This window comes from Mycobacterium lehmannii, from assembly GCF_001499925.1.
GTDB lineage: Bacteria > Actinomycetota > Actinomycetes > Mycobacteriales > Mycobacteriaceae > Mycobacterium > Mycobacterium lehmannii.
In genome coordinates, this window is the sequence record NZ_LQIR01000045.1 from 1 (window position 1) to 16807 (window position 16807).

The 16807-nt window shown below is 67.9% G+C and carries 15 protein-coding genes; 7 read left to right on the forward strand and 8 right to left on the reverse strand.

The window, feature by feature from the left end:
• Positions 1-190 precede the first annotated feature (190 nt).
• The 3 genes from AU192_RS19395 to AU192_RS19405 form a co-directional block, all read right to left on the reverse strand.
• Positions 191-1213 carry an NADP-dependent oxidoreductase gene (locus AU192_RS19395; protein WP_082695084.1) on the reverse strand — a complete coding sequence of 341 codons (1023 nt, stop codon included), beginning with the start codon at positions 1211-1213 and terminating at the stop codon, positions 191-193.
• Positions 1214-1235: 22 nt separating this feature from the next.
• Positions 1236-2540, reverse strand: a complete 1305-nt coding sequence (locus tag AU192_RS19400) for a spinster family MFS transporter (RefSeq protein WP_064399136.1) — start codon at positions 2538-2540, stop codon at positions 1236-1238.
• 208 nt (positions 2541-2748) lie between these two features.
• Complete coding sequence (locus AU192_RS19405) at positions 2749-3411, reverse strand: M15 family metallopeptidase (protein WP_064399137.1); 663 nt, start codon at positions 3409-3411, stop codon at positions 2749-2751.
• Between the two features lie 95 nt (positions 3412-3506).
• On the opposite strand from AU192_RS19405, the gene AU192_RS19410 reads away from it, so the two are divergent.
• The gene (locus AU192_RS19410) at positions 3507-4751 is read left to right on the forward strand and encodes a cytochrome P450 (protein ID WP_064399139.1); all 1245 of its coding nucleotides are present in this window, start codon (positions 3507-3509) and stop codon (positions 4749-4751) included.
• Here AU192_RS19410 and AU192_RS19415 read toward each other — a convergent pair.
• Both AU192_RS19415 and AU192_RS19420 read right to left on the reverse strand, forming a co-directional pair.
• The gene (locus tag AU192_RS19415) at positions 4708-6171 is read right to left on the reverse strand and encodes a WS/DGAT/MGAT family O-acyltransferase (protein ID WP_064399141.1); all 1464 of its coding nucleotides are present in this window, start codon (positions 6169-6171) and stop codon (positions 4708-4710) included. The two genes, AU192_RS19410 and AU192_RS19415, sit on opposite strands and share 44 nt — an antisense overlap.
• A 4-nt stretch (positions 6172-6175) precedes the next feature.
• On the reverse strand, positions 6176-7048 hold the full coding sequence (locus tag AU192_RS19420; protein ID WP_235630388.1) for an alpha/beta fold hydrolase: 873 nt from the start codon (positions 7046-7048) through the stop codon (positions 6176-6178).
• A 132-nt stretch (positions 7049-7180) separates the two neighbouring features.
• Here AU192_RS19420 and AU192_RS19425 point away from each other — a divergent pair, with 132 nt between their 5' ends.
• From AU192_RS19425 to AU192_RS19450, 6 genes are all read left to right on the forward strand, one after another.
• Positions 7181-8302 carry an XdhC family protein gene (locus AU192_RS19425; protein WP_064399144.1) on the forward strand — a complete coding sequence of 374 codons (1122 nt, stop codon included), beginning with the start codon at positions 7181-7183 and terminating at the stop codon, positions 8300-8302.
• Positions 8303-8376: 74 nt separating this feature from the next.
• The gene (locus AU192_RS19430) at positions 8377-10740 is read left to right on the forward strand and encodes a xanthine dehydrogenase family protein molybdopterin-binding subunit (RefSeq protein WP_064399147.1); all 2364 of its coding nucleotides are present in this window, start codon (positions 8377-8379) and stop codon (positions 10738-10740) included.
• Between the two features lie 14 nt (positions 10741-10754).
• Positions 10755-11462 (forward strand): SRPBCC family protein, encoded by a 708-nt coding sequence (locus AU192_RS19435; protein WP_064399149.1) that lies wholly within the window; start codon positions 10755-10757, stop codon positions 11460-11462.
• Positions 11459-12334 carry an FAD binding domain-containing protein gene (locus AU192_RS19440; protein WP_064399150.1) on the forward strand — a complete coding sequence of 292 codons (876 nt, stop codon included), beginning with the start codon at positions 11459-11461 and terminating at the stop codon, positions 12332-12334. The genes AU192_RS19435 and AU192_RS19440 overlap by 4 nt, the downstream gene beginning before the upstream one ends.
• On the forward strand, positions 12327-12797 hold the full coding sequence (locus AU192_RS19445) for a (2Fe-2S)-binding protein (protein ID WP_064399152.1): 471 nt from the start codon (positions 12327-12329) through the stop codon (positions 12795-12797). Before AU192_RS19440 ends, AU192_RS19445 begins: the two co-directional genes overlap by 8 nt.
• Before the next feature lie 76 nt (positions 12798-12873).
• Positions 12874-13860 (forward strand): NAD-dependent epimerase/dehydratase family protein, encoded by a 987-nt coding sequence (locus AU192_RS19450; protein WP_064399153.1) that lies wholly within the window; start codon positions 12874-12876, stop codon positions 13858-13860.
• A gap of 30 nt (positions 13861-13890) precedes the next feature.
• Here the strand turns inward: AU192_RS19450 and ctaD are convergent, their stop codons facing one another.
• The 3 genes from ctaD to AU192_RS19465 all read right to left on the reverse strand — a co-directional run bounded on the left by ctaD (position 13891) and on the right by AU192_RS19465 (position 16750).
• Positions 13891-15579, reverse strand: coding sequence for an aa3-type cytochrome oxidase subunit I (gene ctaD, locus AU192_RS19455; protein ID WP_064399156.1), 1689 nt, complete (start codon positions 15577-15579; stop codon positions 13891-13893).
• A gap of 176 nt (positions 15580-15755) precedes the next feature.
• Positions 15756-16241, reverse strand: a complete 486-nt coding sequence (locus tag AU192_RS19460) for a GreA/GreB family elongation factor (RefSeq protein WP_064399159.1) — start codon at positions 16239-16241, stop codon at positions 15756-15758.
• 20 nt (positions 16242-16261) lie between these two features.
• Positions 16262-16750, reverse strand: coding sequence for a GreA/GreB family elongation factor (locus tag AU192_RS19465; protein ID WP_064399360.1), 489 nt, complete (start codon positions 16748-16750; stop codon positions 16262-16264).
• Positions 16751-16807: the final 57 nt, after the last annotated feature.

The following is a 16807-nucleotide window of genomic DNA, read 5'->3' on the forward strand; positions in this document are numbered from 1 at the left end:
CGCGGGAGGGGGGGGGGGGGGGGGTTGGGCCGCCGCAAGGGGAATCGATCCGCCGAGCAACGCCGCGAACGGCACCACCAAACTCAGCATCCGAGCGATTCGTCGAGCGCCCATGCCACCACTCCTAGATGTGTGTCGACCGATTGCGACGTTCGTCATACCCGCTTTGATTCGCGACCAACCAACCGTTTCACGAGGGAATTTTCTTGCCACCGGGCTCACTGATCTTGACCAACATCTTGCCGATGTTGGCACCGGTGAACAAGCCGTTCATGGCGTCGACGCAGGATTCGATGCCCTCGAAGATCGTCTGGCGGTGCACCAGCCGCCCCTCGTCCGCCCACCGGCGCAGGGGCCCGAACGCCTCCTCGAACCGCCCCCATTCGTCGAGCGCGTTGAACCCCTGCATCAGCGCGGTCTTCGACAACAAGTTGACGTAGTTGGCCGGGCCGGGATGTTCACCGGTCAGGTAGCTCGAGATGACGCCGCACAACACCACCCGCGCCTTGTGCGCCAGGCGGCCGAGCACCGCGTCGAGGATCGGCCCGCCGACATTGTCGAAGTACACGTCGACGCCCTTGGGGCAGTGCTCCTTCAACGCCGCGTGCAGGTTGGCCTCGCGATAGTCGATGCATGCGTCGAACCCGAAATCCTCCACGACCGCACGGCACTTGTCCGGTCCGCCGGCGATGCCGACCACCCGGGCCCCAGCGATCTTGGCGATCTGGCCCGCGACCGAGCCGGTGGCTCCCGCGGCCGCCGACACCACCACGGTCTCCCCCGGCTGCGGCCTGCCGATCCCGACCATTCCGAAATAGGCCGTCGCGCCGGTCGGCCCGTACACCGACATCACCGCGAGTTGGTCGACGTCGGGACCGGGCACCGGCGTGGTGAAGATGTCGTCGCGGCTGATCACGTATTCCTGAAAACCCGTCAGCGTCGTCACCACGTCACCGACGGCGTACGCATCGCATCGGGACGCCACGACCTCACCGATGCCTGCCGCGCGGATGACCTCTCCGAGCTGCACAGGGGGGAGATAACCGGGCTGGTCGTTCAGCCAGGTGCGGGCCGCGGCGTCGATGCCGACGTAGGTCGTGCGCACCAACGCCTCACCTTCGGCGGGCTCGGGCGCAGGCGCGGTGATCAGCTCGGTATCGGCGGGCTGGACCAGCCCCGTGGGCCTGCGGCGCAACACGATCTGGCGGTTCATCAGCTCGGCCACGAAGGCGAACCTACCCAATTCGCGCGCCGCGCTGGGCGTGTGTCGACTCGACGATCTCGCGGACGAACCTCCGACTCGCCAGGAGGTAACAGACGATCGCGGCCACTTGGAACGCCGGCACGATCAGCAGCGCCCGCCCCAGCGACATCGCGCCGAGGTCGTCTTTGAGCGCATCGCTGATGACGCCGGTGAGGAACGGGCCCGCCGACCCGACGATGGCGCCGAAGAACAGGAAGATCGCCGAAGCCGTCGCGCGCTGGTCGGCTCGGGCCAGTCGTTGGATGGCCGCGATGGACGGCGCCATGTACGCCGTGCCGACAACGTAGCTCAGCGAGATGAACCATATGCACAGCGTCCGGTCGCCCACCGTGAACGCCAACGCCGAGAACGGGAGCATCGCAGCGGTCATCGCGGCCACCAGCCACAGCAGCCACCGCGGATCGGAGGCCGACAACCGGTCCGCGACCCGGCCGACGACCAGAAGGCCGAGGATGCCCGTCAGCCCGCTGGCGATGCCGTAGTGCACCCCCACCTCGCCCAACTCCATACCGCGGGTGCGGACCAGATACGCGGGGGCGAAGGCCGTCAAGGAGTAACCAGCCACCGAGATGCACGACGCTCCAACGACGACGCCCACGAAGCTGCCTTTGCGCAGCAGATCCCCGGCCTTGGCGGGGACATCGATGTCGTCGACTTCGGTCGTGGCGGGCATCGACTGCCTGCGCCCGAGCGCGATGAGGACCAGCGGCGCGACCGCCACGCTGATCGCGCCCATGACCACGAACGCCATCCGCCAGCCCAAGGTTTGCGCCAGCAGGCCGCCGCCGATCAGGCTGGCCGCGCTGGCGAGCGGGATCGCGAGCGTGATCACCGCCAGCGGCGCGGCACGATGCTGCGGCGCGAAGTTGCGCGCCACGTACGCGTGTGCGGCTGGTGTGCTGCCGGCCTCACCGATCGCCACGCCCACGCGGGTGAGCGCCAGTTGGAAGCCTGACTGCACCGCACCGCCCAGCATCGTCATCGCGCCCCACAACGTCAGGCACGTCGACACCACCAGCCCGAACGCACCGCGGTCGGCGATCCGAGCGATCAGGAGGCCGAGCACGGCGTAGACGGCCAGGAAGCCGAACCCGTTGATCACGCCGAGCGCGGTATCGGACAGATCCAGTTCCGCCCGGATCGGTTCGGCGAGGACCGCGGGCAGGAACCGGTCCGCGTAGTTCAGCGTCCCGACGAGCGCGAGCAGCGCGACCGCAACCCAGGCTCGCCGCGTGCTGTGGGTGCCGCTGGCCGGGGCGAGCTCTGCAGTAGCCATGTTGTGGGCAGCTTCCCAGACTTCGTCTCAACTACGGGATTAATTCGATTGCAAGGGGGTAAATAACCGGCATGCCCGAAGCCGACGAACTCACCGCGGTCGCGATCTGCGGCGGATGTGGTTACCCGACACTCGGGCCGAACCTGTGCTCGTACTGCCAAGCCATGACCGTCGATCCGGCCGCCGCCTGACCGGAGCTGGCCAGCAGCTAGTTCACGGGGACGTCGAGTATCGGGCGCTGCCGGTCGGCGCCCGGCGCGTCGAAATGCCACCACTCGCCGGTGTATACGGTGAGCCCACCCGCGGCCATCGCGTCGCGCAACCGCTTGCGGTTGGCCTGTGCCGCCGCGCTGACCCCGTCGGTGGCATAGGCTTTGGCGCGCGCGGTGAACTCGTCGAAACCGGTGCCCATCTCGACGAGTGTGCCGTCACGTGACAAGGTCACATCGACCGACAACGCCGCTTCATGGCTGCTCGCATAGGGCCCCGGCCGGGCCACCCATCCGGGATCGGAGACCGCCTCGAACATCCGCACCTGAACGTCGTGCGGTCGGTAGCAATCCCAGAACACCAGCACCTCGCCGCCGGGGCGCAACGCGTCGGCGGCCGCAGCCAAGCCAGGCGCCATCGACTCGTCGACGAGGCAGCGAGCATCAGCGGGATACAGCTGCTCGCCGACGAAGTTGTCCGCCGTCACGTACCGCAGGTCGATCACCGCGTCGGGCACGGCGGTGCGGACATCGACGAGCCCGGCCGCCCGCGCCGCATCGGACACCGGGGGCACGGGTGCATCCGGTGTCGCGGACGCCACGCCTGCCACCGGCCACGCGAGGACGACGGCCAACGCCAGGCCCGCCCAGGCACTACGCATATCGCCTCACTTCCGGACTGGAGTAGTCGCATACGCTAGTCCGCTTCCCCGGCGCGACCGAGCATCGAATAGTCGATCACGCCGAGGAGGTCACCATGAGCGTCACCGTCAACGTGGACACGGACCTGCGAAGCCCGACGGTGTTCGAGGCCGACCTGCCGACCCTCGAGTATGAGAAGGCGACCGACGCGTACGAAGCACACCGGCGGATCGCCGAGGCCCGCAGCGCGGGACCGGTCGCAATGGGCGCTCACGGGCCCGAGCTGTTGAGCTACGAGACGGTCCGGGCCGCCCTGCGCGACCACCGCATGTGCGTGCCGCCGGGACTCGGTCTGGAGGCCCAGGGCATCACCTCCGGCCCGCTGTGGGATCGCGCCGTCACGACGCTCCTCAGCGTCAACGGTGAAACCCACTCGCGGCTTCGGCGCCTGGTGTGCAAGGCGTTCACGCCGCGCTCGGTGGGACGGCTGGAGACGACGATCACCACAGTCATCACGGATCTGGTGGATCCGCTGGTGGCGTCGGGACGGTGCGAGGTCGTGCAGGACATCGCACGTCCGTATCCGGTTCCGGTCATCGCCGAGCTGCTCGGCGCCCCGCGCGAGGATTGGAAGTTGTTCTCCGAGTGGGCCGATGACTTCTTCAAGTTGTTCGAATGGAACGCGGCCGAACACGCGCCGCTGATTCTGCAGGCCTGGGCCGAACTCGACGACTACGTCGACGGGATGGTCGCCGAGCGCCGCACGACGCTCACCGACGACCTGATCTCGGAGTTGATCCGCGCCGAACACGACGGGGACCGGTTGAGCATCGAGGAACTACGCATGCTCGCGGCGGGAATCCTGATGGCGGGCACCGACACCACCCGCAACCAGCTCGCGGCCGCGGTGGACGTGCTGTGCGACCACCCCGATCAGTGGGAGCTGCTGGCCGAGCACCCCGAGCTCGCGATGAACGCCGTCGAGGAACTGATGCGGTTCTACCCGGTGGTGTTCGGTGCGATGCGGATGACGATCGAGGACGTCACCTACGGCGGCGTGACCATCCCTTCGGGCACCTTCGTGCTGATCAACACGGCAAGCGCGAACCGCGATCCGGCCGTATACGACGATCCCGACCGTCTGGACATCACCCGGCAGGGTGCCGCGCCGATGCAGACCTTCGGCGCGGGCGCGCACTACTGCCTCGGCGCCAACCTGGCCCGTCGCGAACTGGCCGAGGCGCTGGTCGTGATGAGCAGCCGCATGCGCAGTCTGCGTCGCGCAGGCCCCGCGACCTGGAAGCCGTTGGTCGGCATCACCGGCCCTGCGACGCTTCCGATCGAGTTCGACGCACGCTGACCTGCGGCAGAGCTTCGGCCATCTCGGTGGTGGTCTGGCCCAGGCCGGCGGCCGCGCGGAGTTCGGCGAAGGCGGCGATGAACGCGTCCGTGGCGGTATGGACGTCGTCGAACGCCAGGTCGTCGCAGAGCACCGAGATGTTGAGCTGGTCGACGTAGCTCCACACCGTCATGTTCATCGCCGAACCGGCGGCCAATGGACCGACCGAGTAGATCTCGGTGACGACGGCTCCCGCGATCCGGCCGCGCTCGCGGGGCCCGGGCACGTTCGACACGATCAGGTTGAACAACTGGTTGGGCGCCTCACGCCGCGACATCCATCGGAACGTGGCGCGCGCGGCCGCGGGCGGTACGTACCGCAGCCCCTTGCCCACGGTGGCGGGACCCAGCGACTCGTTGTCCTCTTTGGCCATCCGCGTGGCCGTGCGGATCAGGCGCAGCCTTTCGGTCGGGTCGGCGATCTGCACCGGCAAAGACACCAGCATGGTGCTCAACTCGTTGCCGGCGATGCGGTCCGGCGAGGTGTCGGTCGCGGCGGGAACCGAGGCGATCAGCGCGTCGTCGGGGCTCCCGTCACGCTCGATGAGCAACGTGCGCAGTCCGCCGGCGGCGATCGCGAGCACCACGTCGTTGACGGTCGCCTCGAGATGCCTGCTCGTCGCTCTGACCTCGTCGAGTGAGAGGGTGGCGGTCGCGAACGCACGCCCGGCCGAGAGCTTGCGGTTGAGGAAAGTGGGGGGCGGATTGAACCGTTCGGCGAGTGCGGGATGGCGACGGCGAGCACGCGCTCGCCGCTGCAGGCGGTAGGCGCCGACGACGACCTCTTTGAGAACGCCGGGCAGCCCCGCGAGTTGGCCTAGGTGATCCCGTACCGCGAACGCGAGCAGAGCGGCTGCCGACAGTGATTCGGCGTCGCCTCCCGAACGGGAACCGCCCGCGCCGGTGCCCGGCCATTCCATCGCACGGGCCATCAGGTTCGCCGACGCGACGCCATCGGCCAACGCGTGGTGCACCTTGCCGATCACCGCGACGCGGTTCTCGGCGAGACCTTCGGCGTAGTACAGCTCCCACAGCGGCCGGCTGCGATCCAGGGGCGTGCTCGCGATCTGACCGATCAGCGCGTCGAGTCCCGCGCGCCCGTACGGGTCAGGAACGGCCACTTTGCGGACGTGGTAGCCGAAGTCGATGTCGGCGCCTTGCCGCCACACCGGCCGATGCAGGTGCAGTGGAACGTCGACGAGTTCGTACCGGAAGGGATCGAGGTCAGGCAGGCGCTCGCGGAACGTCTCGAGAAATGCGTCGAAGGTCGGCTCGCCTTCGAACTGCGAAGTGTCGACCACCGCGATCTTGAGCGTGTGCTGGTGCACGTTCGGCGTCTCGCTGGACAGCAGCAGCGAGTCCCAGCCGCTGAGGCGCTTCACGTCGCTAGCCTTCGGCGGTCCTGTACCGCCCGATCGGCGGGAGGCGTCTGCTGACCGACTCGGTCGCCGTCACGAGCGCCTCGACGAATTTGTCGGAGGCGAACGTGCATCCGGCGTGACCGGCGGCGACGTCGACGGTTTCGGCGTCGGGTATCCGGCTCGCCAGCCATCGCTGCCGTTGCACCCCGAAGGCCCGGTCGCGCGTCGTCACGACCACCGCCGTGGGGACGTCGACCTCGTGGATCCATGTCGTCGAATCGAAGCGGATGACTTCGGCCAGGGCCCGGGTGATCGCACCGGGCGAGGTACTACGCACCTGGTTGAGCAGCCACTGGTGGTTCTGCAACGCGCCGGGGCCCACGATCGCAGCGGGTGAGAGTCGCCTCGCAGGCGGGCTCAGCGATTCGAGCAGCGCGGCGAACACGCCCGTTGCGATCCGCTCATAGCTGGCCCGGTTGACCGCCGCTGCCGCGGCGCACAACACCAACCCGTCGACGCGTGCCGGGTGGCGCTTCCAGACCAGTTGGGCCACAAGCGAACCCATCGAATACCCGACCGGCACGAACGTCGGGATGCCCAGGGCATCGGCCAGGGCGGCGACATCGTCGGCGCAGTCCTCGAGCAGAAACCGGTGCGCCGTGATGCCTTGACCATGACCGCGCTGGTCGAACACGACCACGCGACCGAATTCCTGCAGTGCATCCAGCGCGGGATACCACGTCATGACACCCGTGCATGCGACCGAGTGCAACAACATGAAAACGGGGCCGTCGCGCGGCCCCGAGTCGACGACGTACGTCGTACCGCGGCCGGGGAGCTCCACCATCCGGCCTTCAGGGACGTCGGCAGCCGAGGCCAACGCGGGTAACGACGGCAACCGCGGAATGGACAGTGGTATGGGCAGATTCCAGGCGATGCTCCAACGATAGAGCGAACATTTCGTGCCGTCTGGCGTTCGCGCCCCTTCCCGCTGAGCACTTGCACAGCGTCTCGGGCTTAGACTGCGAGCGTGCGCGAGGTACTCGAGGAGTTGCTGACCGTGTGGCGGTCCGGCGGCGCCGCCGGTGTGGCCACCGTCGTGCGCACGATCCGCTCGGCGCCGCGACAACCCGGGGCGACCATGGTGGTCAGCCCCGACGGTTCGGTCGCCGGTTCGGTGTCCGGTGGCTGCGTCGAGGCCGCCGTCTACGAACTGGTCAACGAGGTCGTCGCCTCGGGGCGCCCCGAGCTGCAGCGCTACGGAATCAGCGACGACGACGCATTCGCGGTGGGGCTGACGTGCGGCGGCATCATCGACATCTTCGCCGAGGCGGTGTCACGCGACAGCTTCCCGCAGTTGCAGGCGGTCGCCGACGACATCGCCGCACACCGCCCCACCGCGGTGGCCACAGTCATCGCGCACCCCGACGCCGACCGGATCGGGCGCCGCCTGGTCATCGGCACGGATTCGGTCGACGGATCGCTGGGTTCGGCGCGCATCGACGCCGCCGTCACGGACGACGCGCGCGGGTTGCTCGCCGTCGGTCGCACGGGCGTGTTGTCGTACGGCCCCGACGGCCAGCGCCAGGAGACGGGCATGGAGGTGTTCGTCGCCAGCCACGCGCCGCCGCCGCGGATGCTGATCTTCGGGGCGATCGACTTCGCAGCCGCGCTCGCCCAGCAGGGCGCCCTGCTCGGATATCGCGTCACCGTGTGCGACGCCCGTCCCGTGTTCGCCACACCGGCCCGCTTTCCCGGCGCCGATGAGGTCGTGGTGATGTGGCCCGACCGCTACCTCGCAGAGCAGGCGGAGCAGGGTGCCATCGACGCCCGCACCGCGATCTGCGTACTCACCCACGATCCGAAGTTCGACGTCCCCGTGCTCCAGATCGCACTCGGCCTCCCCGAGGTCGGTTACATCGGCGTGATGGGATCGCGCCGCACGCACGACGACCGGTTGCGCCGGTTGCGCGAGTGCGGCATCACCGACGCCGACCTGACCCGGTTGGCCAGCCCGATCGGCCTGGACCTCGGCGCGCGCACACCCGAGGAGACCGCGGTGTCGATCGCGGCCGAAATCATCGCCCGCAGGTGGGGCGGCGGCGGCCGTCCGCTGAGCGACACCGCAGGACGCATCCACCATGAGGGATGAGACAACGCCTATGGAAATGTCGTTCTCGAATGCGATAACGTCACTCTTTACACGGCGAGGAGAAGGGTGAACCGGTGACTTCTGCTTCAGCGGAGAAGGTCGCGACCCGTTACGCAGGAACCCGAGTCGCGCGCGTCGAGGACAACCGGCTTCTCACCGGCCGAGGCACTTTCGTCGACGACGTCGTACGGCCCGGGATGCTGCACGCGTGCTTCGTGCGCAGCCCGTTCGCCAGGGCGAAGATCAACGGCATCGATGCGTCGGCCGCGCTGGCCATGCCGGGGGTACACGCGGTGTTCACCGCCGACGACCTCAATCCCGACGTCAAGGAGTCCTGGCACGCGGTCGCGGGCAAGGACATCCCGGACACCCCGCGCCCGCCGCTGGCCGAAGTTGAGGTGAAGTTCGTCGGCGATCCGGTCGCGCTCGTCGTGGCCGACAGCCGCTACCTCGCCGAGGACGCCGTCGATCTCGTCGACGTCGACTACGAGCCATTGCCCGCAGTCGCCGACTTCACGAAAGCCGTCGGGTCGTCGGTGGTCGTGCATGAGGCCTACCCCGACAACGTCGCGGGCGGCATGGGCGGAGCGCCGCCCGACGAGGAGACGTTCGCCACCGCCGCCTGCGTCGCGACGGCGAACATCTATCAGCAGATCCACGCGCCGGTGCCGATCGAGTGCCGCGGCATGGTCGTCGAGTGGACGCCTGCGACCGAGGAACTGACCCTGTGGGCGTCGACGCAGACGCCCCACGAGTTGCGGGCGTTCTGCGCCCGGCTGCTGGGCATTCCGGCGCACAACGTGCGGGTCATCATGCGCGACACCGGGGGTGGCTTCGGCCAGAAGGTCGTGCCGATGCGCGAGGACATGTGCATCATGCTGGCCGCGCGCAAGGTCTCCGCGGCGTCGAACGCGCAATTGAGCTCCGCGGCCTTGAAGTGGATCGAGGACCGCCGCGAGAATCTGATGTCGGCGGGTCAGGCCCGCCACGTCGACGGCACCGCGCGGATGGCCCTCGACGAAGAGGGCACCATCCTCGCCGTCGACATCGACTTCGCCTACGATATCGGCGCCTACCCCACCCCGTACCCGGTGCTGACCACCGCCGCGGTCGGCATGTTCTTCCCGGGCCCGTACCGGGTGCCGAAGGCCAGCTTCAACTACAAGACCGTGTTCTCCAACACCGCCGGCCTGCACGCGTACCGCGGCCCCTGGCAGTACGAAACCCTGGCCCGCGAAGTGCTTTTCGACATCGCCGCGCGCAAGCTGGACATGGATCCCGTCGAACTGCGCAGGCGCAACATCCTGCGCGGCGACGAGATGCCCTACTTCAACCCCAACGGCATGCCCTACGACCACGTCGCGCCCGCCGACACCTTCGAGCAGGCGGTGAAGATCCTCGACCACGAGGGTTTCCGCAAGGAACAGGCCGATGCGCTGGCCGAGGGCCGCTACATCGGCCTGGGGTTCTCGGCCTACATCGAACCGACCGGCGCCGCGACCGGACACCTGGGCACCGAGGGCTGCACCATCCGGATGGAGCCCACCGGCAAGATCAACGTCTACGTCAACGGCGGGTCGACCGGCAACAGCCTCGAAACCACCGTCGTGCAGTTGACCGCCGACGCGCTGGGCGCCGAGATCGCCGACGTGTCGACGATCCAGGGCGACACCGCGGTCACCCCGTACGGCGCGGGCACCCAGGGCAGTCGCAGCGGTCCGATGACCGCGGGTGCGGTCGCCGAGGCGGGAGCGCTGCTGCGCAAGCAGATCATCGCGATGGCCGCACCGCGCCTGGAGGTCGACGAGGCCGAGGTGGAGCTGACCGGCTCGCGGGCCGTGGTGGCCGGAAACCCGGACAAGAGCGTGACTTTCGCTGATCTCGCCTACCGGGCGTACTACGAGCCGCAGCAGTTGCCGCCTGGTGTCTCGTCGTCGTTGGAGGCGACCGCGCGGTTCGCCTCACCACCGGAGGCGATGATCCACTGGGCGAACGCCACCCATGCCTGCACGTGCGAGGTCGACATCGAGACCGGGCGGGTCACCCTCACCCGCTACATCGTCAGCGAAGACGTCGGCCCGATGATCAACCCCAACGTGGTCGAGGGTCAGATCGCCGGCGGCACCGTGCAGGGCATCGGCGGTGCGCTGCTCGAGGACATGGCCTACGACGACGACGGCAACCCGCTGTCGAGCACGTTCGTCGACTACCTGCTGCCGACGGCCACCGAGGTGCCCCCGATCGAGTACGGGCACGTGGAGATCCCCGGACCCGGCGTCGGCGGATACAAGGGCGTCGGCGAGGGCGGCGCGATCGGTTCGACACCCGCCGTCATCAACGCGATCAACGATGCCCTGGCACCGCTCGGTGTCACGCTGACCCGCCTACCCGCCAGCCCCGCCGCGATCGTCGAGGCCATCGAGAACGCCCAGAAGTAAGGAACGCAGCCACAGTGGAACTCAACAACGAATTCCGGGTCGCCGTGCCGGTGGACACGGCATGGGAGGCACTCAACGACGTCGAACGCGTCGCGCCGTGCATTCCGGGTGCTCAGCTGTTGTCGGTCGACGGCGACGCCTTCACCGGCGCGGTGAAGGTCAAGGTCGGTCCGATCACGGTGTCTTACAAGGGGGATGCGTCGTTCGAGGAGCGCGACAAGGCCGCTCGCCGTGTTGTCATCAAGGCGCAGGGCAAGGAGACCCGCGGCAGTGGTAACGCGGCCGCGCTCGTGACCGCGCAACTCAAGGACGAGGGTGACGCGACCAGCGTCACGATCACCACGGACTTGACCATCTCGGGGAAGGCCGCTCAGTTCGGCCGCGGCGTACTGGCCGACGTGTCGACGAACCTGATCGGACAATTCGCCAAGAACCTCGAATCGGATCTTCTCGGCGGCGCCGCGACGACCGCACCGACCACGGAGACGGCGGCGGTTGCGGCTCAGCCCGATACCGGTGATTCCATCGACATGCTCAAAGTCGTTGCGCTGCCGATGGCCAAGCGGGCCGCACCCGTCGTGGCCGCACTCGCCGGCGGCTTGGCGATGGGCTTCCTGATCGGGCGGCGCCGCAGGAAGAGCCCCACCACCGTGCTGGCCGACGACCTGCAGTCCGCCCTAGTGCGACTGCTGAGCGCGCCGACCGAGCGGCTGCGGCCGTGAAAGCCGCTCCGTTCACCTACCACCGCCCCGAATCGGTGAAGGAGGCGGTGGACATGCTCGCCGAATACGGCGAGGACGCGAAAATCCTTGCGGGCGGTCAGAGTCTGGTGCCGATGCTGGCGATGCGCTTGACGCACTTCGACAACCTCATCGACATCTCCCGCATCGACGAGCTTCGCAGCATCGACCTGGTCGACGGCGCGGTACGCGTCGCGGCGGGCACCCCGCACTCGTTCGTCGGAATGGATGACGAAGTGGCGGAATCGGTTCCGCTGCTGACGCTGGCCACCCCGCACATCGGGCACTTCCAGATCCGCACCAGGGGCACGCTCGGCGGCGCCATCGCGCACGCCGACCCTGCGGCGGAGTACGCGGCGGTCGCGCTCGCGCTCGACGCACAGATGGATGTCGTCTCGTCGACGGGATTCCGGCAGATCGCTGCGACGGACTTCTTCACCGGCCTTTGGGAGACCTCACTGGCGCCCGGGGAGATGTTGACCGCGGTGCACTTCCCCGTCTGGGGCGGGCGGTCGGGTTTCGCGCTGGAGGAATTCGCCCGCCGCCACGGCGATTTCGCGATCGCCGGCGCCGCGGTGGCGGTCGAACTCGACGACGATGACCGGGTAAGCCGTTGCGGCATCGGCTTGTTGGGTCTTGGCTCGACACCGCTGCGAGGCAGCGCCGCCGAAGCGGCCGTCACGGGTCGACCGGTCGACGAGATCAGCGCCGAAGAGGTCGGGCGGCTCGCGCTGTCCGAGCTCGAGGACATCCCATCCGACCTGCAGGGGTCGGCCACCTACCGGGCCAAGGTCGGGGCGACGATGGTCGCCCGCGCCTGGTCCGGCGCCATCACGGAGGCACGCGATGCATGAGATGCCGGTCGAAATGACGGTCAACGGGCGCACGTTCGCCGCGACCGTGGAACCGCGCCTCACACTCGCGGACTTCCTGCGTGAGAAGTGCGGCTTGACCGGGACACACCTCGGGTGTGAGCACGGCGCCTGTGGTGCCTGCACGGTGCTGCTCGACGGCGACGCGGTGCGCGCCTGCCTGATCTTCGCCGTGCAGGCCGAGGGTATGGAGGTGACCACCGTCGAGGGCATCGGCGGCGCCGACGGTGAACTGTCGCCGGTGCAAGCCGCCCTACGCGAATGCCACGGGCTGCAGTGCGGTTTCTGCACTCCGGGCTTCGTCACCTCCATCACCGCGTTGCTGCGTGACAATCCCAAGCCGAGCGACGAAGAGATCCGCGAGGGTTTGTCGGGCAACTTCTGCCGGTGCACCGGTTATCAGGGGATCGTCAACGCGGTGCACCGTGCCGCCGAGATGACCTGAGGCCGCCCACGTCGTCGGCGGGCCGCCGCGCCGACTCCGATACGATCGGCTCCTTCTTCGAGACCCGAGGAGAACCATGCTGATCGCCGTCACCGGGGGCACCGGCTACGTCGGCGCCCACTGCGTGCGTGCCCTGCTTTCTGCCGGCCACCGGGTGCGCCTGCTCATCGCGCCCGATGCACAAGGCGCGCCGGTCCTGGCCAAACTCGCCGAGAGCGGGGACGTCGAGACGGTCAGCGGCGACATCCGGCGGACCGCCACCGTCGAGGGGCTCCTCGACGGCTGCGACGCGGTGCTGCACGGCGCCGGCGTCGTCGGCACCGACAAGCGCCGCAGCACGCTGATGTGGGAGGTCAACGCCCATGCCACCGAAGCGGTGCTGACGCGCGCGGTGGCCGGCGGGTTGGACCCCGTCGTGTTGGTCAGCAGCTACAGCGCGCTGTTCCCGCCACCCAACGGCGTCATCGGTCCCGATACGCCCACCGCGCCCGGTCGCAGTCCCTACGCGCAGACCAAGGCCTACGCCGACCGCGTGGCACGGCGGCTGCAGGAGCAGGGCGCGCCGGTCGTCATCACCTACCCGTCGAGTGTGGTGGGCCCGGCGTTCCACACCGCCGCGGGCGTCACCGAGCGCGGGTGGGCGCCCCTGGTGCGATGGGGCGTGGCGCCGCGACTGCGCGGAGGGATGCAGATGATCGACGTTCGCGATGTCGCCGACGTGCACGCCGCGTTATTCGTTGCCGGCCGCGGACCGCGCCGCTACGTGTGCGGTGGCGAGTTGATCGCGTTCGACGACATGATATCGGCCCTGGAGAAGGGCACGAACCGGCGATTCCGGCGAATCCCGGTCAGCCAGAGCATATTTCGAGGCCTCAGCATCGTCGGAGAGGCGCTGTCCGGCGTCGTCGACCTTGGCGACGGTCTCACCTATGAGGCGGCACTGTTGCTGACCGCCGCGACGCCGACCGACGACTCCGCCACCACCGGCGACCTCGGCGTGACGTGGCGATCGCCGATCGAGGCCATCATCGCGACTTTCGAACGGCAGCAATCGGTTCCGTAACTGGTTCGGACCGGCTGAGCAGCGGCCCGGTCAGCTGCGGTCGGGCTCTGTGCGGGGGCCGAAACCGGACGGCGATTCACCCGCCGTGGCGTGCTTACCGATATGCGACTCGGCTCGCATCCGGTCCACCATGTGGGGATAGTGCAGCTCGAAAGCCGGCCGCTCCGAACGGATCCGGGGCAGCTCGGTGAAGTTGTGCCGCGGCGGCGGACACGACGTCGCCCACTCCAGCGAGTTGCCATACCCCCACGGATCGTCGACCGTGACCGGCTCGCCGTAGCGCCAGCTCTTGAACACATTCCAGACGAACGGCAGCATCGAAATACCCAGGATGAACGCCCCGATCGTCGACACCACGTTGAGCGGTACGAACCCATCGGACGCCAGGTAGTCGGCGTAGCGACGAGGCATGCCGTCGTTGCCCAGCCAGTGCTGCACCAGGAACGTGGTGTGGAAGCCGATGAACGTGAGCCAGAAGTGCAGCTTGCCCAACCGTTCGTCGAGCAACCGGCCGGTCATCTTCGGGAACCAGAAGTAGATCCCCGCATAGGTCGCGAACACGATGGTCCCGAACAACACGTAGTGGAAATGTGCGATCAGGAAGTAGGTGTCGGAGACGTGGAAGTCCAGCGGCGGGCTGGCCAGCATCACGCCGGTGAGTCCACCGAGAAGGAAGGTGAGCATGAACCCGATCGAGAACAGCATCGGTGTCTCGAAGGTCAACTGGCCCTTCCACATCGTGCCTATCCAGTTGAAGAACTTGATGCCCGTCGGTACCGCTATCAGATAGGTGGTGAACGAGAAGAACGGCAACAGCACCGCGCCGGTGGCGTACATGTGGTGCGCCCACACCACGACGGACAACGCGGCGATGCCCAGGGTGGCGTAGACCAGCGTGGTGTAACCGAAGATCGGCTTGCGCGAGAAGACCGGGATGATCTCGGTGACAATGCCGAAGAAGGGCAGCGCAACGATGTACACCTCGGGGTGGCCGAAGAACCAGAACAGGTGCTGGTAGAGGATCGGTCCGCCGTTGGCGGGATCGTAGATATGCGCGCCGAGGTGGCGGTCGGCGGCCAGGGCGAGCAGGGCGGCGGTCAGGATCGGGAAGGCCATCAGCACCAGAACCGACGTCACCAGGATGTTCCAGGTGAAGATCGGCATCCGGAACATCGTCATACCGGGGGCGCGCATGCACACCACGGTGGTGATCATGTTGACCCCGCCGAGGATGGTGCCCAGACCGGCAACGGCCAGGCCCATGATCCACAGGTCACCGCCGGCGCCCGGTGAATGCATGGCGTTGCTCAGCGGCGCGTAGGCCGTCCAGCCGAAGTCGGCCGCACCACCGGGAGTGATGAAGCCCGCCACCGCGATGAGCCCGCCGAACAGGAACAGCCAGTACGAGAACGCGTTCAGCCGCGGAAACGCCACATCGGGCGCGCCGATCTGCAGCGGCAGCACCAGGTTGGCGAACCCGAACACGATCGGCGTCGCATAGAACAGCAACATGATCGTGCCGTGCATGGTGAACAGCTGGTTGTACTGCTCATTGGACAAGAACTGCAGCCCCGGCATCGCCAGCTCGCCCCTGATGAACAGGGCCATCAACCCGCCGATGAAGAAGAACACGAAGCAGGTGACCACGTACATGATGCCGATCAGCTTGTGATCGGTCGTGGTGATGAGCTTGTAGATCAGCGCGCCCTTCGGGCCCATTCGAGCCGGGAACGGGCGACGCACCTCCAGCTGAGGAACCGAGGTCACTTCGGCGGTCACTTAACGCTCCCTTCCGCACGGGGCCAGAGCTCAGGTACCCAAATCTCGTGACCTCGATCTTAGGTAGCGCCGAAGCGGACCGAAAGCCATTCAGCGAAGCGACGCGGCCGGGCCGGTCAGCCGGCCGCGTTCACAGGTGTCCCGTCGTCGCTGTGCATGCCGTACGGCACCGCCGTCAGCATCGTGACCGACAGCTCGGTTCCGCTCGGCGTCCGGAAGCTGCGCTGCTCGCCGGGGCGGGCCCCGAGGATGGCCGCGCCCAGCGGCGACTGGGTGGAGTACACCTCGATGTCGCCGTGTTCAGCGCTGCGGACGCCGAGCAGGAACGTCTCGATCTCAGCCGTGTCGTCGAACCGCACCGTGACGACCATTCCAGGTTCGGCGATACCGTCGTCCGGCGGATCCTCACCGACGACGGCGTTGATGAGCATCTCGTGGATCTGCTGGATACGTGCTTGACGTGCCCGCTTGATCGCGCTCGCGTTCTCGTCGGCATCTTCGTCTCCGACCGCGTTCGCGCACAGCTCGCGCAGTGTGGCGAGTTCTTCCTGCAGCCGCTCGTAGGCCGCCCGTGAGATCCAGATCCGCTGCGCACTTGTCATTTTTCGGTCCTTCCGTGCAATCAAGCTGGGAGTCGGCCGGCTGCCGAGTCGATGGCGCCCTCGTAGGGCGTGGCTTCCAGGAGCGTCACTCGTAACTCCTTACCGGTGGGGGCCTCATACGTACGCCGATCCCCCGGTCGTGCGCCGAGGATCGCGACGCCCAGCGGCGACCGCGGCGAGTAGACCTCGATATCGGCGGGTTCGATACCGCGGATCCCGAGCAGGAACGTCTCGGTGTCACCGGTGTCGTCATAGCGGATGGTCAAGACCATGCCCGGCTCGGCCACGCCATCGTCGGGCGGATTCTCGCCGACGACGGCGTTCGCGAGCAGGTCTTCGATCCGGTGGATCCGGTTGGACCGCATTCGGTCCTCCGCAGTGCGGGTGGCGTCATCGTCGGTGGCGTCGTCGGACACCTCGGATCGATGTCTGGCCCTCAGCTCGGCCAGTTCGGCTTGCAGTTTGATGTAGGCACGTCGCGTCATCCAGACGCGCTCGGTGCTCGTCATGCTCGTCATGTTCGGTCCTTTCTCGAAGGGTGTTGCCGTCAGGGGCGGGCCACGGGC

What these genes read in the sequence shown, in the direction of transcription:
- AU192_RS19395 (WP_082695084.1), bottom strand. Translation starts at nt 1,213, where the DNA reads ATGAACCGCCAGATCGTGTTGCGCCGCAGGCCCACGGGGCTGGTCCAG.
- AU192_RS19400 (WP_064399136.1), bottom strand. Translation starts at nt 2,540, where the DNA reads ATGGCTACTGCAGAGCTCGCCCCGGCCAGCGGCACCCACAGCACGCGG.
- AU192_RS19405 (WP_064399137.1), bottom strand. Translation starts at nt 3,411, where the DNA reads ATGCGTAGTGCCTGGGCGGGCCTGGCGTTGGCCGTCGTCCTCGCGTGG.
- AU192_RS19410 (WP_064399139.1), top strand. Translation starts at nt 3,507, where the DNA reads ATGAGCGTCACCGTCAACGTGGACACGGACCTGCGAAGCCCGACGGTG.
- AU192_RS19445 (WP_064399152.1), top strand. Translation starts at nt 12,327, where the DNA reads ATGCATGAGATGCCGGTCGAAATGACGGTCAACGGGCGCACGTTCGCC.
- AU192_RS19450 (WP_064399153.1), top strand. Translation starts at nt 12,874, where the DNA reads ATGCTGATCGCCGTCACCGGGGGCACCGGCTACGTCGGCGCCCACTGC.
- ctaD (WP_064399156.1), bottom strand. Translation starts at nt 15,579, where the DNA reads ATGGGCCCGAAGGGCGCGCTGATCTACAAGCTCATCACCACGACCGAT.
- AU192_RS19460 (WP_064399159.1), bottom strand. Translation starts at nt 16,241, where the DNA reads ATGACAAGTGCGCAGCGGATCTGGATCTCACGGGCGGCCTACGAGCGG.
- AU192_RS19465 (WP_064399360.1), bottom strand. Translation starts at nt 16,750, where the DNA reads ATGACGAGCACCGAGCGCGTCTGGATGACGCGACGTGCCTACATCAAA.